Below are 23139 nucleotides of genomic sequence, written 5' to 3'. Positions count from 1 at the left end.
TCATTAAAATTATGGATTACCAGAATCAGGGCGGTCTTGAGGAGTAAAAGGCCACTCTTTCATATATAACATTGCTTCATATACAAATAGAAATAGCCGAAATAACGCAAGCGAGCTATAAGCCCGGCAGATACCGTTACTCTCTCCCATCCGGACTATAACCGTCGGCCCCGGAATCACACCGGGTCTGCTGACCTCTACCTTGCCCTCTTTAACAAGAGAAACAACGTGAGCGCTCGCGGGCTTTTGCACCACGACACAGATATGCCGCACCACAATTTACCGCCGGTGGGGACTTGCACCCCGCCCTGAGAATAAGCCCTATGACTATAGCGCTATTGATTCGTCTGGGCAATTACCAAAATGTAGATGTTTGGAGGTTTATACAATCAACGTGAGGCATTACACTAATAAGCAGTAATCCACATCTCATTAGGGAAATATCATGATTGACCCGAAAAAAATTGAACAAATCGCCCGCCAGGTGCATGAGTCTATGCCGAAAGGAATTCGCGAATTCGGGGAAGACGTCGAAAAGAAAATTCGTCTGGTGCTGCAATCGCAATTAACACGACTGGATTTGGTTAATCGTGAAGAGTTCGACGTACAAACTCAAGTGTTACTACGCACCAGAGAAAAACTGGCGTTACTGGAACAACGCGTGACAGAGCTGGAAGCCAAATTCAACAACGTCCCAGCCGTTATTGATGATAACAGCGGTGATGACAAAACCGGCGAGTAACGCTTGGTCGCATGTCAGTAGTGATAATCAGGGCGCAGTTCGATATCGCGCCCTGAGTTTACGAGGATATCGCCGCTGGCCGCATTCTGGAAAGCAGCACCCACAATAGGAAAAACATCAGTAAAGCGTATAAGCTTTTCCAACCTATCATCACCAGCAATACACAACACAGAATACTGCCAATCACCGACATCACCCGCGAGCGCCCGCTCAATAAGCGAATCCCCGCCAGCATACATAGCAAATAAATCAGCACAAAAATGCCATTGGCATAAACAATCAGCAGGTCCAGTGGCAGCGATAGCCAATAAATCAGTAACGCAAATACCAGGCAACTCCCCACCACGGCAGTAAGTGCGTTAACCGGCGTTTGCCCGGCAGAAAGCTGCGCAAGTTTGCTTTCAGGCCGAACCTGCGCCTGCGACCACACCATGCGGGCAAAACTCTGGGTATAGATATTGACGCTGGCAAAACAGGCCAGATAGCCAATAATGCACGCTATCCACAGTGCATGCTGACCAAAAAGTTGCACTACAATGCCCGGCAACGACGCCGCAGCCGCCTGTTGTTCGCCATAAGCATGGAAATGCAACACCGCCACGGTACAGCCCCAATACACCGCACCAGCAACGAGTAAGCCAACGATCAGTGCGCGTGGGAAATCACGTTCGGGATGGCGGAATTCTGTCGCCAAATGTGCAAAGGCTTCTAATCCGACAAAACACCAGAACATTACGGCCAACGCGTTGAACATATTCGGCGGAGAAATATCTTGTAGCTTTGGCCAAGGTATCTGTGATGGATGAATCTCACCCTGCCACCAAATAGCCACCACCAGCGCAATGACCAATAATGCTATCAATGTTTGCACATTGGCGCTGGAACCTGCACTGCGCGTGCCAAGCAACCAAATAACCAGCAAAGTGACCAGTTGCACCATCAGCAACCCAGTATCGCTCCAGCCGAATGTTGCCTGCCAGAAACCGGCAGCAATTTGCAAGGCGGCGGGTAAACCAACAGGAATAACAGACAAGAATAGCCAACCAGTGACATTCCCCAACTTCGGGCCAAAGGCCATTGTCACAAAGTGGGCCGCCCCTGCGGCACTAGGGAAATGGCGGCCTAGGGCAGCAAACGCGATAGCAATCGGGAAAACCAGTATAATTAATATCGGCCAGGCCCATAGACTGTCGTCTCCGGCCAGCATCGCCGCCAATGCAGGAACGGCAAAAACGCCCGTTCCCAGCAGTGAAGTGGACAGCAACCCGACTCCCTGTGCCAGACTCAACTCCTGTTTTAGTCCACCCACCTACTAGCCTCGGCCATTCTTGATTGACTGAATAATATTGGTGGTGGAAACTCCATCTTCAAAATTCAGTACTTTAACCTCACCGCCTGCGGCCCAAACCTCGGCACTGCCCGCGATCTCATCCGGCTTATAATCACCACCTTTTACCAGCAAATCCGGCAAAATATCGGCAATTAAGCGCTGCGGCGTATCTTCCTCAAACGGCACCACCCAATCCACAGCTTCCAGCGCACCTAATACAATCATGCGCTGATCAAGTGGGTTAACTGGCCGTTTTTCGCCTTTCAAGCGTTTGGTAGAGGCATCGCTGTTCACTGCCACAATCAGGCGGTCACCCAGCTTACGGGCGTTAGCCAAATAAGAGACATGACCCGCATGGAGAATGTCAAAAATGCCATTGGTCATGACCACTTTTTCACCACGCTGACGGGCCTGCGCAACGGCTTTTTTCAGTTGTTGCTCATCCATCACCCCAAAACCGGTTTCCGCACGACCACGGATGGCATTTTCCAGCTCAATCGGTGAAACCGTTGAGGTACCTAACTTACCAACAACGACACCGGCGGCAGCATTAGCCAGGAAGCATGACTCTTCAAGCGTATTACCCGCAGCCAGTGCCGCAGCCAATACCCCAATCACCGTATCACCCGCACCGGTCACATCGAACACTTCCTGCGCCTGAGTGGGTAGATGTAATGGGGGTTTCCCCGGTTGTAGCAGTGTCATCCCTTGTTCGGAGCGAGTCACCAACAGAGCTGAAAGCTCAAAGTCAGCCACCAGCTTCATGCCACGGCTGACCAGTTCTTCTTCATTTTTACAGTGACCGACGACGGCTTCAAATTCAGATAAGTTAGGGGTTAACAGTGTTGCGCCGCGATAACGCTCAAAATCGCTGCCTTTAGGATCGATAAGTACTGGAACTTTCGCATTACGTGCCAGTTGGATCATCGGCTGCACACTGTTCAATGCACCTTTGGCATAATCGGATAACACCAGTGCGCCAATCTGTGGCAGCGCCTGCTGGATGCGATCAAAGATAGGTTGCGGATCAACACCGTCAAAACCTTCTTCAAAATCCAGACGGATCAACTGCTGATTACGGGAAAGTACCCGCAATTTGGTAATCGTTGGATGGGTAGGCACCGAAACAAAGTCGCAGCGCACCTGTACTTCATTCAGCTTGTTGGTCAGCGCCCGCGCAGCATCGTCGATGCCGGTCAACCCAACTAAACGAGAGATAGCGCCAAGGGATGCGATGTTCATCGCCACGTTTGCAGCACCACCGGGGCGCTCTTCGATGGTATCAACTTTAACAACTGGCACCGGTGCTTCTGGTGAGATCCGGCTGGTTGGCCCATACCAATAGCGGTCTAACATGACATCACCAACGACTAATACACCGGCGCGGCGAAAATCAGGCAGCGTGACTTTCATACGTTAGCCCCCCAAAGTGAGCTGTTATTAACCCCGAAAACACACATCTCTTCGCTCCAATTTTGTGTTTGTTATACTCTAAATAATTCGAGTTGCAGGAAGGCGGCAAGCGAGTGAATCCCGACGAGCTTACTTATTTCTTAAGGTCAAGACCAGTAAGTGATTCGGGCGATTGAGCGCGGCCAACACACATGCAGCTTGAAGTATGACGAATATATGTGGTGCCGGATAATATCACAGACACCTTGCATACTATTAATAACCGACGTACCCAGTCATAACGGGCACTGCTGCACTTTATCTTATTCGCTGGCAACAATATCTGACGTCACCAGCCATTTTCGCCAACTGGCAGCAACTTGCTCTCTTTCGGTGATAAAACTGTCAGCAGAAACCTTACTGGATAGCTCCTGCAATGCCAGGTGATGAATCTCATCACGCATGGTGACATAAGCACGGGTCAGTGCTGCTGCCTCTTGCGGTGCCATGATGTCGTAATTAGCCATCAACTCAAAAATGCGTACATTATCTGACCAGCGGGTCAACCGTGGCTCGCTGGCCGCATAGCGCAACACCAGATATTGCGCGATAAACTCAATATCGGTAATCCCCCCCTCATCAGCCTTAATATCAAAGATACCACGCTGTTTGCTGCCCAGATGGTTGCGCATTTTCTCTCGCATTTCGCGCACTTCCTGCTGCAATTGTGGGTCTTCTCGGTGGCGGCACAGAATTTGCTGGCGGATGGTATCAAACTGTTGATGCAATTGAGGATCACCATAAACGATGCGGGCGCGAACCAGTGCCTGATGCTCCCAAGTCCAAGCCTCATGCTGTTGGTAATCGGCGAAAGCTTCAACGGTGCTGACCAGCATGCCCGCCTCACCTGATGGCCGTAGGCGAGCATCCACTTCATATAAAATGCCTGACGAGGTGCGGGTGCTGAACAAATGCATCACCCGCTGAGCCAAACGCAGGTAGAACTGACGGCCGTCGATGCTACGCTCGCCATCAGTCATCACATCCAGCGGGCAATCGAGCAAGAACACCAGATCCAAATCTGAGCTGTAACCTAGCTCCCAGCCCCCCAACTTGCCATAACCAATCACGGCGAAACCACGGCCTTCTCGCTGCTGTAGATGGCTCGGCTGGCCATAGCGAGCCACCATCTGCCCCCAGGCTTGCTGAATAACCGCATCAATCATGGCCTCTGCCAGATAAGTTAAGTGATCGCTCACTTTCATTACCGGCAGTGCCTCGGTGATATCACCAGCAGCAATACGCAATTGCTGGGCTTGCTTAAATTGACGCAACGCCTCGAGTTGCTGCTCTTCGTCATCCTCCGGCACCCGCAATAAGTATTGGCGCAATTCATCGCGATAAGCACCGGGTTCCAGTGGTTGATAGAACGATTGCGGATCAAGCAACTCATCCAATAACAGCGGGTAGCGGGCCAATTGACTGGCCACCATCGGCGAGGCAGAACACAGGCGAATAACATGTTTTAGTGCCGCATGATATTCCACCAGTAATTCGAGATAAGTGGTGCGGGTAAGGATACTGAGCAGCAACTGAATCAAGCGGCTGAGGGCGACATTGGCGTCCGGGCGCGAGCAAACCTCGGAGAACAAGCGCGGCATCAGTTGATCCAGCACCTCACGGCCCCGAGGACCAATGGTGCGTTTATCAACGTCATGGCGGAAATCATTAATCGTCGTCAACAACTGCCGGCGGGCTGGTTCGTCTAAATGTGGCGTCAAAGGGGCTAAATCACTCTCTTCCAGCACATCCTGCCATAAGCTTTTATACAAACCATGACGAGGATCTTCACCGATATCGGGAGTATCATCGCCAATCAGGTCGTCAAATACCAACCGTACCGCCTGCATATGGTGTTCCAGTGCAGCACTCATTTCTATCCAGTCGGTATACCCCATGCCCCAAGCCAATCGGGCCTGATTCAGTGCATCACCGGGTAACGTTTGGGTTTGCTCATCAGCAATAGCTTGCAGCAGATTTTCCAAACGGCGCAAAAACAGATAACTGCTGCTGAGGTCGTTCACTTGTTGTGGTGGCAATAAACCCAGCTCGGCGACTGCCTGCAACGTCGGCAGTAAAGCCCGCTCTTGCAGGCGCGGTTCACGGCCGCCACGAATAAGCTGAAATACCTGCGTGATAAATTCGATTTCACGAATACCGCCGGCCCCCAGCTTAATGTTGTCTTTCAGGCCACGCCGCCGGACCTCACGGGCAATCATCCCTTTCATGTTACGTAGCGATTGGATCACGCTGAAATCGATATAACGGCGGAAGACGAAGGGCCGCAGCATCTGGCGCAGCTCTTTACTGTAGTGGTCTTCAGCCCCGCCCATCAAACGTGCCTTAACCATCGCATAGCGTTCCCAGTCGCGCCCTTGCTCTTGGTAATAATCCTCCAGCGCGGCAAAACTCAGTACCAGCGGGCCACTATCACCAAACGGGCGTAGACGCATATCCACCCGATAGACAAAACCATCAATGGTTTGCTGATCCAACGCTTTAATCAGCCGTTGCCCCAAGCGGGTAAAGAACTGGGCATTATCCAACTGGCGACGCCCACCCTGGGTCTGGCCGTTTTCTGGGTAGGCAAAAATCAGATCGATATCAGAGGAGAAATTCAGTTCACCGCCGCCTAACTTGCCCATGCCCAAAATCAGCAGCGGCTGCGGTACCCCCTCGGCATTAGAGGGGGTACCGAACTCACGGCAACAAGCCTGGTACAGCCAATCGCGCGCCGCCAAAATCAGGCTTTCAGCCAACCCGCTCAGTTGTTGCAAGGTCTCAGTAGTCACACTGGTTTGCTGTGTTTGTGACCAGGCGATGCGTACCATCATCCGGCGGCGAAACAGCCGCAATGCGGTTAATAATGCCGCTTCGTCATGTACCTCGGCCAACGCCAGATTTAACCATTGTGGATAAAATTGCCACTCCTGCGGTTGCGGGGGTTGCTGATGCAACTCCTCCAGCCACTCAGGGTGAATCAGTAACATATCACTGACAAAATCACTCAACGCCAGCACAGAGATATCTTCCTCGTGTAAATCTGGCGGAGCCGGTAACTCATAAAAGCGCTGTCGTATATTCTGCGCCTGAATCTGTAAATCCGAAGAGAGTGGCAACATAAAGCATTCCTCAAGCTGCTATCTATTAACTAGCAGCACCGTTCAACCAAAAGGCTGCCTGCGCAAGCGCTTCCTTACGGGCGGTATCACGCCAGTGACCCTGACGGTGCATAATCTCCTGCTGTAAACCAAACCAGCCATCGATATACGGCAACCATTCACTCTGCGGATAGAAGCCTGAGAGCAATTGGAAAGACATGATCTGCCGGTTCAAGCGAGGGAGTTGCGCCAAATAACCATCGTCATCCAGATGCTGGCCAAAAGCGTCTTTCAGATCAGCAGCGCTGCGGCTCAACATGATGTCGCAGAAGCGTTTGAATGACCCTTCAAACTTGGTCTGTGCTTTGGCATCCATAAATGGCCGCCAGCCAGAGGTAACCAGCCAAGATGTGAGCGCTAACTTACATTTTAGGTAATCAGTGCTATAGCAAAGCTGCTCAGCATCGACATTCTTCGGTTCTAACTGCGGTTCAAGCGCCAGCAGCCCGGCACGCAATTCAGTACTGGCTTTGCGCGGGACCAAACCACCAAAAATAGCTAATGACTGACGCACCATTGCCAATGCTTCAATGATCATAGCTTTAGCGGCCGGTTCGCCACGTAACCACAGCTCTTCATGGTATTGCCAATGGTCCAGGGCCATCTCCAGCCCTGCGACCATACCTTGCTCAACGGTGGATTTGGCCGCTGGCTGCAACACCAGTAACGGGCGCAATTCACGAGGTGGATTGCCTTGTGCTAAATGATAGCCACGGGCTGCTTTACTCAGATTGCCCTGCCGTAAACCGCCAATTTGTGCCAGTTCTGCGGCCAATGCCAGCAAATCTGCCTGATTGCCTTTTTTCAGTTCCAGCTCAATTTCGTGCAAGGGTTCCGACAGCTCACCGGCACTGATAGTGCCTTGATCAACAGCAAGCTCTATCTCGCTCTCGCCGTAAGTAATTACCCACTTCTCTCGAGTAAAATCCGTACGGAATAGCGGCTGTAGTTCTGCTTGTAATGTCTCAATCACCCAACCGTTCGGCCAGATATCGGCAGGGAAACGCGCCAAATCCAATTGGTCACTATCAATATCAACATTGTATTCAGGGCGTTGATGTAAACCACCGACCACTTTACCGCCGGTCTTAACCGTCATTTCGTAACGGCCATCATAACCACGGATACGTAAGCCAATATCATGTTGGCGCAGCCGCTTATCGGCAGTTTCAAAATAGATATTGGTCAGCGTCTGCGGCGCAGAATGCTGGCTTTGCCAGGATGTAAGCCGCTCGGGCAAAGCGGCAATGGCCGCAGGAGTAGCAATAAATTTTAATTCTATTTCAACGGTCATAATTTCATTCACACCGGTATGTTGCGAGTTTACGGGCATTATGCCTCTTTCGCGGCGGTTTGCCTGTTTTACACAGACTTCGCTATTTTACACAAAAAAACCGCGTGGCTACCCCGAGTCAGCCTCTATTTTAACAGGTCTGCCATAAGGCTTCATAAGACAAATTTTCAGCGTGGTTAAAATGAACAACAAAGTGGCTAAAGCCGCGCTGGCTATGAGAGTAAGATAGTTCTCATTCCGGTTTATGCGTTGCGTCGGCAAACTGAACACACTACTATCGTTCCATAAATTCACTCATAAATGACTCTCTAATGCTGAAAATACGCCTAATTTGCCTCGCGATGCTAAGTCTCAGTATCTCCTGGGGCGCGCACGCTGAAGAAAAACGCTACATCTCTGATGAGCTGGATACCTACGTTCATAGCGGTCCCGGTAACCAATACCGTATTGTTGGCACGTTAAAAGGCGGAGATGAAGTCGTCCTGATAAGTGTTGATGACAGCACAAATTACGGTCAAATCCGCGACAGTAAAGGGAAAACCACCTGGATCGCGCTGAATCAATTGAGTGAAACGCCAAGTCTGCGTATTCGGGTACCGGACCTTGAACAACAAGTCAAAATCCTGACAGATAAGCTGGCTAATATTGATAATAGCTGGAATCAGCGCACTGCTGAAATGCAACAGAAGGTCGCGGCCAGCGACAGCGTAATTTCCGAGCTGCAAAAAGAAAACGAGTCACTAAAGAATCAGTTAGTGGTTGCTCAGAAGAAAGTCAGCGCTGTGAATCTGCAATTAGATGACAAACAGCGTACCATTATCCTGCAATGGTTTATGTACGGCGGCGGTGTTGCCGGTATCGGCCTGCTCCTTGGTCTGGTACTGCCACATCTGATCCCAAGCCGTAAAAAGAACAATCGCTGGATGAACTGATAGCCGTTTAATAAGACTGTAAAATCGACGCGTTTGGCTGCCCGCCAGGGTGGCCTGGTTGTTTAATCTATTCTCATCCCCAACTATACTGAAACAAGCCTTTGTCGCCAGGCGGTAAAGTGTGATTCAAGTGAGCAGCTAACAACGCTGCAACGTCAAGAACGAAGGATTTATATGAAAATCTATCTGGTCGGCGGCGCGGTACGCGACAGCTTATTAAATCTGCCGGTCACCGAACAGGATTGGGTCGTGGTGGGATCCACCCCGGAACAGTTACTCACACAGGGCTATCAGCAGGTTGGTAAAGACTTCCCCGTGTTTCTGCACCCTGTCAGCCATGAAGAATACGCACTAGCTCGTACCGAGCGTAAATCCGGCGCAGGTTACACCGGTTTTACCTGCTATGCCGCGCCAGATGTCACGCTGGAAGAGGATTTGTTGCGTCGCGATTTGACCATCAATGCCATTGCCCGTAGCGCCGAGGGGGAATTGATTGACCCCTACCACGGCCAACAAGATTTGGAAAACAGAGTACTGCGTCATGTCTCCGACGCCTTTGGCGAAGATCCACTACGTGTGCTGCGGGTTGCCCGTTTCGCTGCCCGTTTTGCCCATTTAGGTTTTAGCGTCGCCGCTGAGACTCAATCATTGATGGCAGCAATGGCACAAAGTGGCGAGCTATCGGCTCTGACGCCAGAGCGAGTATGGAAAGAGACCGAGAAAGCGCTGAAAACACAAAGCCCGCAGATCTATTTTCAAGTGTTACGTGATTGCGGTGCGCTGGCGGTGCTATTTCCAGAAATTGAACGTTTATTTGGCGTACCAGCTCCCGAAAAGTGGCATCCAGAAATTGATACCGGTATCCATACGCTGATGACATTAGCCATTGCGGCTCAACTTAGCCCTGAGGTTGATGTCCGCTTTGCCGCTCTCTGCCATGATTTGGGTAAAGGTCTGACACCAAAAGAATTCTGGCCACACCATCACGGCCACGGCCCAGCTGGAGTTAAATTGGTTGAGCAGTTATGTCAGCGCTTACGGGTACCTAATCCGATACGTGACTTGGCGAAACTGGTGGCGGAATACCATGACCTTATCCATACAGTGAATAAGCTTCGCCCCGAAACTCTACTCAAACTGTTTGATGCCATTGATGTGTGGCGCAAACCGGAACGTCTTGAGCAGATGATTATGACCAGTGAGGCTGATGCCCGAGGCCGTACCGGATTTGAAGAAAATCCTTATCCGCAGGGCGATTATTTGCGCGCCGCATTCCATATTGCCAGCAGCGTATCAGTGCAGGAAGTAGTCGCCAGCGGGTTACAAGGATTGGCCATTCGCGACGAACTTAAACGTCGCCGCCAACAAGCATTAGTCCAATGGAAACAAACTCAAGTAATTGCGTCAGAATAAAGCCATTCATAACGAAAAAACCCTGATTAATCAGGGCTTTTTTTTATATTTCGCTGCACTTTTTATACCCTAAATAATTCGAGTTGCAGGAAGGCGGCAAGCGAGAGAACCCGATGAGCTTACATGAGTAAGTGATTCGGGTGATGAACGTAGCCAACGCACATGCAGCTTGAAGTATAACGGGTATGTTACATAAACACCCAATACACGGCTGCCGCGACCACAAAGCGATAGATGGCGAAAGGTACAAAAGAGATACGTTTAATCAGTGAAAGGAAGGTTTTGATAGCAATCAGAGCCACGATAAATGCCGTGATAAATCCGACGGCAAACATCGGTAAATCACCCAGCGTCAGGAAGTGCAGGCTCTTATAAAGATCCAGTCCACTGGCCCCGATCATCATCGGCACTGCGAGAATGAAGGAGAACTCAGACGCGGCATAACGGTTAACACCGACCAACATACCGCCGGAAATGGTGGCACCAGAACGGGAGAACCCCGGCCACAACGCCAGACACTGGAAGCAGCCAATCGCGAAAGCCTGACGGTAAGTAATATCATCCAAACCAACAGATTTAGGATTTTTAGGTTTGAACCATTCTGCGACTAGCAAAAGCACCCCACCCGCAACCAAGGCATACATGACATTTCTCGGATCAAACAGCGATTTGATGAGGTCATGGAATACCAACCCCAGCCCCACGGCGGGGATCATTGCCAGTAAAATATGGCCCAAAGTCAGGTGACCGCTGGTTTTCCCCTCATGAGGTACCGCGCCGAAATGGATACCAATCAGGCCAAATAACCGCCGCCAGAACACCACGACAACCGCCAGAATCGACCCTAACTGAATGATAACTTCAAAGGTTTTTGCCTTGTCGCCGGTAAAGCCCAATAGCTCACCGACGATAATCATATGCCCAGTGGATGACACGGGTAAAAACTCAGTCAATCCCTCTACCACACCTAAAACAACAGCCACAAACAGCGAATACATATCCGTCATCTACGATACCCAATGCCATGTAATAGAAAACACAAAAAACGGCAATGTTACAAAGCATAGGATTAACAAAACCATATGCTAAAAAAACAATGCCGTTCAAACTCGATAATTATCACACCAACCAATCAGACTACATTATCTATTCAGGGTTGCACTTTTATGTCATCACAACACACAAAAAATCAGTTAGGTCGTTGACCACGTTCAATGAGCACTCCGACATTACGGGCTTGTGCCACCGCCCCTGGTTTACTGACTTTAATCCGCACCCACGGCGATTGGAAACGGACTAATAGCAGCTCGGCTATCTCTTCTGCCACCCGCTCAACCAAGGCAAAACGCTGTGACTCTACATGTTGTATCACCGCATCACTGATATCTGCATAGCTCAAGCAATCATTCACATCATCGCTGGCAGCAGCTTTACGATTATCCCAACCCATTTCGATATCGAACACCAGCTTCTGCTGGATGGTCTGCTCCCAGTCATAAACACCGATGGTGGTTATGACACTAAGTTCTTCAATAAATACGATGTCCATCACGTCATTCTCTGTTTTTGCGCCTGCCGGATACCACTTCCAGCGGAATATGCGTATTATCCACTGATGTTGCGATTAAAACGATCATTATTCAACAGGGCGGTGTTATGAGTGCTATCGCGCTTGGCATGATTATCTTCGCGTATTTGTGTGGCTCTATTTCCAGTGCAATCCTGGTGTGTCGGGTTGCTAAGCTACCAGATCCGCGTGAACATGGCTCCGGTAATCCCGGTGCGACCAACGTGCTGCGTATCGGTGGCCGAGCAGCCGCAGCAACAGTGCTGATTTTCGATGTGCTGAAAGGCATGTTACCCGTTTGGATTGCTTACCTGCTGCACGTTTCCCCGCTGTATCTTGGCTTGACCGCTATCGCTGCTTGTCTTGGTCACATCTATCCGGTCTTTTTCCATTTTAAAGGTGGCAAGGGCGTTGCTACTGCTTTTGGCGCCATCGCCCCTATCGGCTGGGATCTAACCGGTCTGATGACCGGTACTTGGTTGTTGACGGTGTTATTGAGTGGGTATTCATCTTTAGGCGCAATTATCAGTGCGCTAATTGCGCCCTTCTACGTCTGGTGGTTTAAACCTCAATTCACCTTCCCAGTCGCCATGCTCTCTTGCCTGATTTTGATGCGCCACCACGATAACATTCAACGTTTATGGCGCGGCAAGGAAAGTAAAATCTGGGATAAACTCAGAAAGAAAAAGCAGAAAACCCCGGCCGAAGAAGCCGCAGATTTGGAAGAGAAAGAAGATTGATTCTCCTCAAAACGAGAATGACTGAACGGGAGCGAGGCAAGGCGCAAGGAATGAAAAAACGGCGTGGACTCTCATCCATGAGCATTTTGAATGACTGCGGCAACAGCGCCGCAGCCTCGCTCAGACTTTCGGCACCAATCTTAGAATGGCTGAGCGGGAGCGAGGCAAGGCGCAAGGAATTGAGAGAGCGGAGCATACATCAGTATGTGAGCATCACGAGATGACGCGGCAACACCGCCACAGCCCCACTCAGACTTTCGGCAACTCGGCTAACGGCCAGCGCGGCCTAACCGAAACACTCAACTCACTGCTCACACCACTTTTCAGCCTGATCAACCCAGCATAGGCGATCATTGCACCATTATCAGTACAAAACTCTGGCCGAGCATAGAATACTTCACCGCCCCGTTTTTGCATCATCTCCGCCAATTTTGAACGTAAAGTGCGGTTTGCACTGACACCACCGGCAATGACCAAACGTTTGAAGCCGGTCTTATCCAGCGCTCGTTTGGATTTAATCGCCAACGTATCAACCACTGCATCTTCAAATGCACGGGCAATATCAGCACGGGTCTGATCATCGGTACCGTTAGCACGGATAGTATTTGCGGCGAACGTTTTCAAACCAGAAAAACTGAAATCCAGTCCAGGGCGATCGGTCATTGGCCGCGGGAAAGTAAAACGACCCGCCGTACCCTGTTGTGCCATACGCGACAGCATCGGCCCCCCAGGATAGTCCAGGCCTAATAATTTTGCAGTTTTATCAAAGGCTTCACCTGCCGCATCATCGACAGATTCCCCTAATAGCAGATACTCACCAATACCGGTCACGCTGATTAGCTGAGTGTGACCACCAGAGACCAGCAGAGCGACAAACGGGAACTCTGGTGCGTTCTCTTCCAACATCGGTGCCAGTAGGTGGCCTTCCATATGGTGGACCGGCACCGCCGGAACCCCCCACGCAAATGCCAATGCGCGGCCGACTGTCGCCCCGACCAGCAATGCGCCAACCAAACCCGGGCCTGCGGTATACGCCACACCATCGATGTCTTTAGCGCTCAGATTGGCTTCTTTCAATGCTGCCTGAATCAGCGGTACAGTCTTGCGCACATGATCACGGGAAGCCAGCTCAGGCACTACACCGCCATAATCAGCATGCAATTTAACCTGACTGTACAGTTGGTTAGCTAACAGACCGGCTTTATCGTCATATACTGCAATACCGGTTTCATCGCAGGACGTTTCTATACCCAAAACTCGCATTACATTTCCCATCATTCACGTGCGGCCGATAGTTTAGCATAACAGCGCCGCCAGTCATGATCTCTGACGGTAAAGACGGCATTTTCACGCTTTGAGCACCTAAATGTTGTTGATAGTGGTCATATTTGAAAAGAGTGTTGATTAATTCGATCAACAGCCTTGTTTAGTATATAATCAGCGGCCGTCGCACTCTCGGCACCAACTTTCTTGTAAAGAACGAGGGCGACATCACAGGGGCGTGCCTGTTTCAATTTGCTGTGGTGCTTTACAAAGCAGCATCCATTGAAGTAAAATTCCGCACCATTTTGAGAAGGCTGGCGATTGGCCAGCAGCAAACCGATTTCTATTGAGGTGAGAGGCACATGCCGGTAATTAAAGTACGTGAAAACGAGCCATTCGACGTAGCTCTTCGTCGTTTCAAACGCTCTTGTGAAAAAGCGGGTGTTTTAGCTGAAGTTCGTCGTCGTGAGTTCTATGAAAAACCGACTACCGAACGTAAACGCGCTAAAGCTTCTGCTGTAAAACGTCACGCGAAGAAATTGGCTCGCGAAAACGCACGCCGCACTCGTCTGTATTAATTCTTCGGGGGTAACCCCACCGCGTAGTTTTTTATGTTCTAAGAACGCGCAGATCGAGTAGTTGCATACGAAGGCCGTGCTTTCCGAAAGGAATGCGCGGCTTGTTCTCGTTTATGGACTGACCGAATAGGGGCTTATGGCTGGACGAATTCCACGCGTATTTATCAATGACTTGCTAGCGCGCACCGACATCGTTGATCTTATCGACGCACGGGTAAAGCTGAAGAAGCAAGGCAAAAATTACCATGCGTGCTGTCCGTTCCATCATGAGAAAACACCCTCATTCACTGTTAACGGCGAAAAACAGTTTTATCACTGTTTCGGCTGTGGCGCACATGGTAACGCTGTTGATTTCCTGATGAATTACGACAGACTCGAATTTGTCGAAAGTATTGAGGAATTAGCCACCATGCATGGGCTGGAAGTGCCTTACGAGGCAGGAACCGGCACCACCCAGATCGAACGTCATCAACGACAAAGTCTCTATCAACTGATGGAAAGCCTTAGCGGATTCTATCAACAGTCACTCAACGGCTCGAATGCCAATCAGGCACGCGAATATCTTAAGCATCGCGGTTTGAGTGAAGAAATCATCCAACATTTTGCTATTGGTTTTGCCCCCCCAGGTTGGGACAATGCCTTAAAACGTTTTGGCCGTGATGGTGAGAGCCGTACTGCGCTGAACGATGCAGGAATGCTGGTGACTAATGATACAGGGCGGACTTACGATCGTTTTCGTGAGCGCGTCATGTTCCCTATCCGCGATAAACGTGGGCGGGTTATCGCTTTTGGCGGGCGAATTCTGGGTGACGGAGTGCCAAAGTATCTAAACTCCCCAGAAACAGAAATTTTTCATAAGGGCCGCCAGCTTTACGGCTTGTATGAAGCGCAAGTGAATCATCCCAATCCAACGCGTTTACTCGTGGTGGAAGGTTATATGGATGTGGTAGCACTCGCGCAATTTGGTATTGACTATGCCGTTGCCTCGTTGGGGACCGCGACCACTGCGGAGCATATTCAATTATTATTCCGTGCCACCGATAACGTAATTTGTTGTTACGACGGTGATCGGGCGGGCAGAGATGCGGCATGGCGAGCATTAGAAACGGCGTTGCCCTATCTAAATGATGGCCGTCAGCTACGCTTTATGTTTTTGCCCGATGGCGAAGACCCAGACACTCTGGTACGTAAAGAAGGGAAAGACGCATTTGAACAGCGGATGGAAGGGGCACAGCCACTCTCAACCTTTTTGTTTGAAACGTTGATGCCACAGGTGGATTTGAGCAGCCCCGACGGGCGCGCCAAGTTAAGCACTCTGGCACTACCTTTAATCAGTCAGGTACCCGGTGAGACATTACGTCTTTATCTGCGCCAGCAGCTCGGTAATAAGTTGGGCCTGCTCGATGATAGCCAGCTCGATAAGCTGATGCCAAAACAGGCTGAAAACACGAATACCTACCAACCGCCCCAGCTAAAACGCACAACCATGCGTATACTTATAGGGCTACTGGTACAAAACCCACAACTAGCTACACTTATTCCCTCACTACAGGGCGTCGAGCAAGCCAAGTTAGCCGGTTTACCGTTATTTATTGAGTTGGTTGAGACTTGTCTGGCTCAGCCAGGGCTGACAACCGGGCAGTTATTGGAACTGTATCGGGATAATAAATTCAGCCAACAGCTTGAAACTCTCGCAACATGGAACCACATGATTGTTGAGGACATGGTCGAACCGACTTTTGTCGACACGCTAACGAGCCTGTATGACTCCATCTTGGAGCAACGTCAGGAAACCCTGATAGCGCGTGACCGGACACATGGATTAAACGCCGAAGAACGTAAAGAGCTTTGGTCTTTGAATCTGGCATTAGCCAGAAAAAAATGAAACACCCAACGGCTTAATTGCCGATAAATGTGGGGGCGACTCCCCACAATATGCCGCCATAGCGGGCAGCGGCGACAAAAAAAGGCCCCAAATGCTATTGTTGGCGGTTTCGCCGACCGACACCAACCCAAATACTCTGAAGTGTGGATACCGTCTTATGGAGCAAAACCCGCAGTCACAGCTGAAGCTACTTGTCACCCGTGGTAAGGAGCAAGGCTATCTGACCTATGCTGAGGTCAATGACCATCTGCCGGAAGATATCGTCGATTCCGATCAGATCGAAGACATCATCCAGATGATTAATGACATGGGCATCCAAGTGCTGGAAGAAGCACCTGATGCCGATGATTTGATGCTGGCCGAGAACACCACTGATACCGACGATGACGCGGCAGAAGCTGCTGCGCAGGTGTTATCCAGTGTTGAATCCGAAATCGGGCGTACTACCGACCCGGTGCGTATGTACATGCGCGAAATGGGTACCGTTGAGCTATTAACACGTGAAGGCGAGATTGATATCGCCAAACGTATTGAAGACGGTATCAATCAGGTTCAGTGTTCAGTTGCTGAATACCCTGAAGCGATTACTTATCTGTTAGAACAATATGATCGCGTTGAAGCGGGTGAAGCCCGTTTATCTGACCTGATCAACGGCTTTGTTGATCCAAACGCCGAAGAAGATATTGCGCCGACGGCGACTCACGTTGGTTCTGAATTATCCACCGCAGAGATGGATGATGACGACGACGAAGATGAAGACGAAGACGAAGAAGAAGACGACAACAGCATCGATCCAGAGCTGGCACGCCAGAAATTCAGCGATTTGCGCGAGCAGTACGAAAACGCACGCATGGAAATCAAGAAAAATGGTCGTAGCCACGCCAATGCTGCTGCTGAAATTCTGAAGTTGTCTGAAGTGTTCAAACAGTTCCGCCTGGTACCGAAGCAATTCGACTATCTGGTCAACAACATGCGTACCATGATGGATCGCGTTCGTACTCAAGAACGTATCATCATGAAACTGTGTGTTGAGCAGTGCAAAATGCCGAAGAAAAACTTCGTTACTCTGTTTGCCAGCAATGAAACCAGTGATACCTGGTTTGCCGCAGCAATTGCGATGGGTAAACCCTGGTCTGAAAAACTGAAAGATGTCTCGGACGATGTTCAACGTAGCTTGCAGAAACTGCGCCAGATCGAAGAAGAAACCGGTCTGACAATTGAGCAAGTGAAAGACATCAACCGCCGTATGTCTATCGGTGAAGCGAAAGCGCGTCGTGCCAAGAAAGAAATGGTTGAGGCTAACCTGCGTTTGGTTATCTCTATTGCGAAAAAATACACCAACCGTGGTCTGCAATTCCTTGATTTAATTCAGGAAGGCAATATCGGTCTGATGAAAGCAGTAGATAAGTTCGAATACCGCCGTGGTTATAAGTTCTCAACTTACGCCACGTGGTGGATTCGTCAGGCCATTACCCGCTCTATCGCGGATCAGGCGCGTACCATCCGTATTCCGGTACATATGATTGAGACCATTAATAAACTCAACCGTATCTCACGCCAGATGCTGCAAGAGATGGGCCGTGAGCCAACACCGGAAGAACTGGCTGAACGCATGCTGATGCCGGAAGACAAGATCCGTAAAGTGCTGAAGATTGCCAAAGAGCCAATCTCAATGGAAACCCCGATCGGTGATGATGAAGATTCACATCTGGGCGATTTCATTGAAGATACCACTCTGGAACTGCCGCTGGACTCTGCAACATCAGAGAGCCTGCGCTCTGCCACCCACGATGTGTTAGCTGGCCTGACCGCTCGTGAAGCGAAAGTTCTGCGTATGCGTTTCGGTATCGATATGAACACTGACCACACCCTGGAAGAAGTGGGCAAACAGTTCGACGTAACCCGTGAACGTATTCGTCAGATTGAAGCCAAGGCATTGCGTAAATTGCGTCATCCAAGCCGCTCTGAAGTATTGCGCAGCTTCCTGGACGATTAATCGTTAGCGACAGCAGCAAACACACAAAAACCCCGGCGTGCCGGGGTTTTTCTTTTTGGTCCCAAACCACCGATTCTCAAGCCTGCATCCGCACGTAATTACCTGCTATGTGCGTAAAAAACCTTAATTTTGTGCATAAAACAGCCATCTGATTTATCAGCTCTAGACCGCAGTATAAAAACTACCGTATAATCAGCGCCCAAGTCTGGCCCCTTAGCTCAGTTGGTTAGAGCACGCGACTCATAATCGCTTGGTCACTGGTTCAAGTCCAGTAGGGGCCACCAAATTTTAGCTATTAAATCAGCACATTAAGCCAACTTTCGAGTTGGCTTTTTTGTATCTGGTAACCTGTGTCGCAGCATTTTCTAGGGTGGGTTGCCATTCATGTACTAAAAATTTTATATCTTAGGCTTTGTTAGATTCACGCCATTCAGTAACCATTTCCTTGGTAACTTCTTTTTTATAGCAAATGGGGGAATAACCACCTGCCCGACTCCACGCGCTACGTTTTCCACAACTACTTCCATTGCTGGCAGAGTTAAAAGGACATGGGCAGTTGCCAGGGTACGACTCTATAGACTCGTTGATAATCATCTGTTTTACATGGTCATCAGATGAATTAGTCACTTTGGCGGAAGTAGGGAAAGAGAATAAAACAAACGCTAATGCCAGAATTGATATTGAATATTTCTTAGGGAAAAACATTATTTTGTACTTCCTTGTGAAAAGGAGAGTATTTGACTATCAGTAGAAATCCTTATTGATTTAGATTAATAAATCATCAATTTGATTATAAAATCCTTGGTTACACAAACATTAAAGTGACGCCGCGCTATATTTGCTCAACTCAATGAAGCATAACTGCACAATCTTGAATAGAGACTGTTGAATGGAATCTCACGGATACAATTACACTTTATCTGATTTTATCTGTCTCAGTGGCTAGCCAATTTAAACGAAAATTGTTCAATGCGGATTGGCTGGATATTCTAGTAGAAGAAGAGAAAAGCACCTTGAAATGGCGATAATGTCATCGATTCAGGTTATAGCAATTTACTCATCCCCCAAGCCTCTCGCTTTACCTAATTATCTTAAGATATATAGGTCATTGCTATTTTCTTGCCGAATATTCAATAGACAGTCCCTTCGTTGATGAAATGTTTTAGTCGGCTAAAATTCAACGCTACTTAACGACCTACAATAATTCTCGTACTATAAAATAGCCATCTAACTCTCCGCTGAGATCTGAAAATGTCTGTGCTTACTCACTTTGATATGCTTTTTCAATACAAGGCCTGGGCTGATAAAGAGATCCTCTCCGCTATCGCCAATGTTGATACCGCGGCTTATAAAGATAAACGTCATCTTATGATTCGCCTGATGAATCATATTTATGTAGTTGATCAAATATTTATCGCCAATATTCAGGGAGTTCCCCACCGTTATACTGCGCTGAATACGGTTGAAACACCGCCTCTAGAGGTGCTGAATAACGCCTTTGCTATCAGTGATAATCGCTATCTCGAGTATCTTCACTCTCTGGTTGAACAACAATTGGATGAAATGATTAACTTCAAATTTGTCGATGGGGGAAAAGGGGCAATGAGTAGAAAAGAGATGTTTTCCCATGTTGAGCATCATGGTGCTTATCACCGAGGCGCGGTGGGGTGGCTGCTGTCTGAATGTGAGGTGACACCACCAAAAGATGTGCTAACCCTTTTCTTACGCGACACTTATCAGGCAGAGCAATAATCAATCCCAGAGGCAATTAAATACGTTATCAGTTGATAACGTATTCAGTATAAGAATGCTATGAATTGACCAATTACGTTCTTAAAGCATCAATGGCGGCAGTTGGCATCGATATTACGGATTTGAGACTATTTTCAATACGTTCAACAATTGCCACCCGCGGGCCAGCAAGCCAGCCGTCACTGCTGTAAAAACGTGCCTCAGCATTCACTAATGCCTCTTGACTGTCAAAGGCACGCATCAGGTAATAAGCATCTGGGTCGTGCAGCGATTGACCATAAGCGACGACGTCCATCCCCTCCCTGGCGTGCAAGGGAATGCTGATCTCTTGCATAATTCGGTGGAATTCCACACCACTACCTGGCTTCAATGTGTATTGCAGTATTTCCAGTATCCGAGAATCCATTTTACCTTTCCTGTCATTAATATCCATTGAGATTATGTTTCCCGCCGCAGATACCTTCCTTACCGCTTAATCACTTTTTCCCGATGGCATTCGCTGGCATCCAATACCTTACCTTTTTGTGAGGATACTGTCAGCTTACTGATGGGATGCCCACTCTGATTATCAACTAAAATAGAGTGCTTTTCGCCAACAGCAAACAAGTGATCTTCGCCCCATTGGCGCAAGCTGACCACAATAGGGAATAATTGGCGGCCTTTATCCGTCAACACATATTCATGGTAAGCACTGCCATCAGAGGCCGGGACTATCATCAGAATGCCGTGTTCAACCAACTCACGCAGGCGACCCGCCAAGATATTTTTTGCCAAGCCAAGGTTATTCCGAAATTCACCAAAACGGCGGATCCCATCAAAAGCATCACGAATTATCATGAGTGACCAGCGATCCCCCAAAACCTTAAGCGCTCTGGCAACCGGGCATTCTTCTGCCCCTATCTGGCCTTCACTCGTTTTAGTCATTCTTTTACTCCGATCATTTGCTGGATAAACTGGTTGCATATTAAAACCACCTCTGTTAAAAATCAATTAAGTGGTTTCAAATAAAAACCAGAAAGGCATCAGGTATTTTTATGTCCATCAGAAAAGAATCAGCAAAGAGTCGCACCCGGCGATTACCACAAACAGCTCTGGCACCACACCTCACATCAATAGTGGTGCCACTCTTGGCGATGGTATCCGCCATGGCGGTCGCCAATGTCTATTTTGCTCAGCCCCTACTCGATACAATGGCAACGGATCTTAACGTTAGTCCGTCGGCGATCGGTCTGGTGGTTACTCTGACGCAGGCAGGGTATGCCTTGGGGCTGATATTCATTGTGCCTTTGGGTGATCTGTGGGATCGCCGAAAATTAATTATCGGGCAGTTATTGTTATCTGCTGTGGCATTGATTTCGGTTAGCCTTGCCCCCACTTTTTCACTACTTTTGGTGGCGATGCTGATTATCGGCCTGATGGCTGTCGTGGTACAGGTGATTGTGGCTTTTGCTGCGGCACTGGCTCCAGAGCAACAAAGAGGCAAAATAGTGGGTAAAATCACCAGCGGTATCGTGTTGGGGATTCTACTCGCGCGCTTTATCTCAGGTACGATGGCCGACTTTGCCGGTTGGCGTTCCGTCTATTTTTGCTCCGCAGCAGTGATGCTATTGATGGTTATTATGCTTTATCGCATTATCCCACCCGTTGCCAAACCGGCTGTATCGTCATATCGGCAGCTACTGCTGTCGCTGTGGGGGTTATTTACCCGTGAGCGCGAGTTGCGTGTACGGTCTACTCTGGCCTTACTGATATTTATGGCTTTTAGTGTGCTGTGGACCGCAATGGTGTTACCACTCAGCAGCCCGCCATACGTATTATCGCCTAGTCAGGTAGGTTTATTTGGGCTGGCAGGTATCGCTGGCGCATTCGCCGCCGCTCATGCGGGGCAGTTGGCAGATCGAGGGTTGGGAGTGAAAACAACGCAAGTCGCCTTGGCGTTACTACTGCTCTCCTGGCTGCCGATCGCTTTTTTGCCTCATTCACTCTGGTGGCTGGTTATCGGTGTCGTGATATTAGATTTTGCCGTTCAGGCGGTGCATGTAACCAATCAGACCATCATATTGGCGCTACGTCCTGATGCCCAAAGCCGCCTGGTTGCTGGCTATATGTTGTTCTATTCCATCGGTAGCGCCATCGGAGCTATCAGTGCAACGATGGTATATGCGAATGCGGGATGGTCAGGTGTTTGTATTCTGGGGGGGATGATAAGTGCCACTGCAATGCTATTTGCACATCTGGCGTACAGGAAATATTCCACAGTATAATTAGTTGAATATCATTGATTTTATTTATACATCTATTGTTCGACCTATACTCATGATAGTTATCGATAACCTAGTTCAGACTATACAGGAGTCATCGTCATGCTGAATATAGATCGGAAATACCTTATGAGCCTTGATGAAAGTACCTTAAAAAAACAACGGATTATCATGCGGGTCATCGCAATCCTGCTATTACTGGGCGGGATCTTTTGCCTTATTAACCCACTGGCCTCCAGCGTTGTTCTCAGCAAAATTATTGGTGTCCTACTGCTACTCAGTGGGATTGCAATGATCGTGGGTATGGTAACCAACCGTTCCCATAATCTTTGGCCAATGGTGACCGGTATTTTACTCGGCATCGCATATATTGTGATGGGTTATGTATTTATTACCAATCCAGCAATAGGGATGATAAGTCTGGCAGTGGTGCTGGCGGTGCTGTTTGCCTTTGGTGGAGTGATGCGGTTGATAACCGGTTTTAGAACATGGGGAATGCCGGGGGCATGGCTACAAATCTTGCTCGGCGTCTTGGATCTGATTATTACCTATCTATTGGTGAGTGCTGGCCCACTGATGTCGATCACCATGGTTACGACTCTGGTCGGGATTGAGATGCTATTTAGTTCATTTAGCTGCTTTATGGTCGCTGGTTTATATAAACAGAATTAATAACACATTATTCGCAGCGGTATCCTGAATTGCGATACCGCTGTCCTGGAAATATTCTCATGTTCGCTACTGATTATCACTACTCAGTTTGTGAACTGCCA

At 49.0% G+C, this 23139-nt stretch carries 20 protein-coding genes, 1 tRNA gene and 1 riboswitch; of the genes, 11 read left to right on the top strand and 10 right to left on the bottom strand.

The window, feature by feature from the left end; all coding sequences use genetic code 11:
- Nucleotides 1–134: 134 nt before the first annotated feature.
- Nucleotides 135–320: riboswitch (FMN riboswitch) on the bottom strand.
- A gap of 125 nt (nucleotides 321–445) precedes the next feature.
- Nucleotides 446–742 carry a ubiquinone biosynthesis accessory factor UbiK gene (gene ubiK, locus V1953_RS02545; protein WP_083162376.1) on the top strand — a complete coding sequence of 99 codons (297 nt, stop codon included), beginning with the start codon at nucleotides 446–448 and terminating at the stop codon, nucleotides 740–742.
- A 58-nt stretch (nucleotides 743–800) separates the two neighbouring features.
- Here ubiK and yjeH read toward each other — a convergent pair whose 3' ends face one another.
- The 4 genes from yjeH to V1953_RS02525 all read right to left on the bottom strand — a co-directional run bounded on the left by yjeH (nucleotide 801) and on the right by V1953_RS02525 (nucleotide 7979).
- Nucleotides 801–2051 carry an L-methionine/branched-chain amino acid transporter gene (gene yjeH / locus V1953_RS02540; protein WP_083162374.1) on the bottom strand — a complete coding sequence of 417 codons (1251 nt, stop codon included), beginning with the start codon at nucleotides 2049–2051 and terminating at the stop codon, nucleotides 801–803.
- A 3-nt stretch (nucleotides 2052–2054) separates the two neighbouring features.
- Complete coding sequence (gene hldE, locus V1953_RS02535; protein ID WP_050086680.1) at nucleotides 2055–3485, bottom strand: bifunctional D-glycero-beta-D-manno-heptose-7-phosphate kinase/D-glycero-beta-D-manno-heptose 1-phosphate adenylyltransferase HldE; 1431 nt, start codon at nucleotides 3483–3485, stop codon at nucleotides 2055–2057.
- Nucleotides 3486–3787: 302 nt separating this feature from the next.
- Nucleotides 3788–6646 (bottom strand): bifunctional [glutamate--ammonia ligase]-adenylyl-L-tyrosine phosphorylase/[glutamate--ammonia-ligase] adenylyltransferase, encoded by a 2859-nt coding sequence (glnE, locus tag V1953_RS02530; RefSeq protein ID WP_442850608.1) that lies wholly within the window; start codon nucleotides 6644–6646, stop codon nucleotides 3788–3790.
- A gap of 25 nt (nucleotides 6647–6671) precedes the next feature.
- Nucleotides 6672–7979, bottom strand: coding sequence for a CYTH domain-containing protein (locus V1953_RS02525; protein WP_372560695.1), 1308 nt, complete (start codon nucleotides 7977–7979; stop codon nucleotides 6672–6674).
- Between the two features lie 311 nt (nucleotides 7980–8290).
- Here V1953_RS02525 and V1953_RS02520 point away from each other — a divergent pair, with 311 nt between their 5' ends.
- A complete protein-coding gene (locus V1953_RS02520) occupies nucleotides 8291–8911 on the top strand; it encodes a TIGR04211 family SH3 domain-containing protein (RefSeq protein ID WP_442850607.1) in 621 nt (206 codons plus the stop codon).
- Nucleotides 8912–9085: 174 nt separating this feature from the next.
- The gene (locus V1953_RS02515) at nucleotides 9086–10324 is read left to right on the top strand and encodes a multifunctional CCA addition/repair protein (protein ID WP_083162368.1); all 1239 of its coding nucleotides are present in this window, start codon (nucleotides 9086–9088) and stop codon (nucleotides 10322–10324) included.
- Between the two features lie 188 nt (nucleotides 10325–10512).
- On the opposite strand, the gene bacA is transcribed toward V1953_RS02515, so the two are convergent.
- Both bacA and folB read right to left on the bottom strand, forming a co-directional pair.
- The gene (gene bacA, locus V1953_RS02510; RefSeq protein ID WP_083162366.1) at nucleotides 10513–11331 is read right to left on the bottom strand and encodes an undecaprenyl-diphosphate phosphatase; all 819 of its coding nucleotides are present in this window, start codon (nucleotides 11329–11331) and stop codon (nucleotides 10513–10515) included.
- A 182-nt stretch (nucleotides 11332–11513) separates the two neighbouring features.
- A complete protein-coding gene (folB, locus tag V1953_RS02505; RefSeq protein WP_050086684.1) occupies nucleotides 11514–11873 on the bottom strand; it encodes a bifunctional dihydroneopterin aldolase/7,8-dihydroneopterin epimerase in 360 nt (119 codons plus the stop codon).
- A 107-nt stretch (nucleotides 11874–11980) separates the two neighbouring features.
- Between folB and plsY the strand changes: the two genes are divergently transcribed.
- Nucleotides 11981–12631, top strand: a complete 651-nt coding sequence (gene plsY / locus V1953_RS02500; protein ID WP_442850606.1) for a glycerol-3-phosphate 1-O-acyltransferase PlsY — start codon at nucleotides 11981–11983, stop codon at nucleotides 12629–12631.
- A gap of 249 nt (nucleotides 12632–12880) precedes the next feature.
- On the opposite strand, the gene tsaD is transcribed toward plsY, so the two are convergent.
- On the bottom strand, nucleotides 12881–13894 hold the full coding sequence (tsaD, locus tag V1953_RS02495; protein WP_083162364.1) for a tRNA (adenosine(37)-N6)-threonylcarbamoyltransferase complex transferase subunit TsaD: 1014 nt from the start codon (nucleotides 13892–13894) through the stop codon (nucleotides 12881–12883).
- A 362-nt stretch (nucleotides 13895–14256) separates the two neighbouring features.
- Here tsaD and rpsU point away from each other — a divergent pair, with 362 nt between their 5' ends.
- The 4 genes from rpsU (at nucleotide 14257) to V1953_RS02475 (ending at nucleotide 18637) form a co-directional block, all read left to right on the top strand.
- Nucleotides 14257–14472, top strand: a complete 216-nt coding sequence (gene rpsU / locus V1953_RS02490) for a 30S ribosomal protein S21 (protein ID WP_001144069.1) — start codon at nucleotides 14257–14259, stop codon at nucleotides 14470–14472.
- Nucleotides 14473–14608: 136 nt separating this feature from the next.
- Complete coding sequence (dnaG, locus tag V1953_RS02485) at nucleotides 14609–16357, top strand: DNA primase (protein WP_083162362.1); 1749 nt, start codon at nucleotides 14609–14611, stop codon at nucleotides 16355–16357.
- Between the two features lie 157 nt (nucleotides 16358–16514).
- Entirely contained in the window at nucleotides 16515–18353 is a 1839-nt protein-coding gene (rpoD, locus tag V1953_RS02480) for an RNA polymerase sigma factor RpoD (protein WP_005190373.1), read from the top strand.
- A 207-nt stretch (nucleotides 18354–18560) separates the two neighbouring features.
- Nucleotides 18561–18637 (top strand) — tRNA-Ile (locus tag V1953_RS02475).
- A gap of 121 nt (nucleotides 18638–18758) precedes the next feature.
- Here the strand turns inward: V1953_RS02475 and V1953_RS02470 are convergent.
- Nucleotides 18759–19058, bottom strand: coding sequence for a hypothetical protein (locus tag V1953_RS02470; RefSeq protein ID WP_083162358.1), 300 nt, complete (start codon nucleotides 19056–19058; stop codon nucleotides 18759–18761).
- A gap of 546 nt (nucleotides 19059–19604) precedes the next feature.
- Between V1953_RS02470 and V1953_RS02465 the strand changes: the two genes are divergently transcribed.
- Nucleotides 19605–20105: a DinB family protein gene (locus tag V1953_RS02465; RefSeq protein WP_083162356.1), complete on the top strand. Its 501-nt coding sequence runs from the start codon at nucleotides 19605–19607 to the stop codon at nucleotides 20103–20105.
- A 73-nt stretch (nucleotides 20106–20178) separates the two neighbouring features.
- On the opposite strand, the gene V1953_RS02460 is transcribed toward V1953_RS02465, so the two are convergent.
- Nucleotides 20179–20511: an NIPSNAP family protein gene (locus V1953_RS02460; RefSeq protein ID WP_083162354.1), complete on the bottom strand. Its 333-nt coding sequence runs from the start codon at nucleotides 20509–20511 to the stop codon at nucleotides 20179–20181.
- A gap of 59 nt (nucleotides 20512–20570) precedes the next feature.
- On the bottom strand, nucleotides 20571–21029 hold the full coding sequence (locus tag V1953_RS02455; protein WP_442820471.1) for a winged helix-turn-helix transcriptional regulator: 459 nt from the start codon (nucleotides 21027–21029) through the stop codon (nucleotides 20571–20573).
- A gap of 110 nt (nucleotides 21030–21139) precedes the next feature.
- Between V1953_RS02455 and V1953_RS02450 the strand changes: the two genes are divergently transcribed.
- Nucleotides 21140–22369 (top strand): MFS transporter, encoded by a 1230-nt coding sequence (locus V1953_RS02450; RefSeq protein WP_102970529.1) that lies wholly within the window; start codon nucleotides 21140–21142, stop codon nucleotides 22367–22369.
- A gap of 99 nt (nucleotides 22370–22468) precedes the next feature.
- Nucleotides 22469–23038: an HdeD family acid-resistance protein gene (locus tag V1953_RS02445; RefSeq protein WP_032907485.1), complete on the top strand. Its 570-nt coding sequence runs from the start codon at nucleotides 22469–22471 to the stop codon at nucleotides 23036–23038.
- Nucleotides 23039–23139: the final 101 nt, after the last annotated feature.

Origin of the sequence: Yersinia sp. 2541 StPb PI, from assembly GCF_052217145.1 — a bacterium.
Classification (GTDB): domain Bacteria; phylum Pseudomonadota; class Gammaproteobacteria; order Enterobacterales; family Enterobacteriaceae; genus Yersinia; species Yersinia enterocolitica_E.
This window is presented reverse-complemented; position numbering and strand designations above follow the sequence as displayed.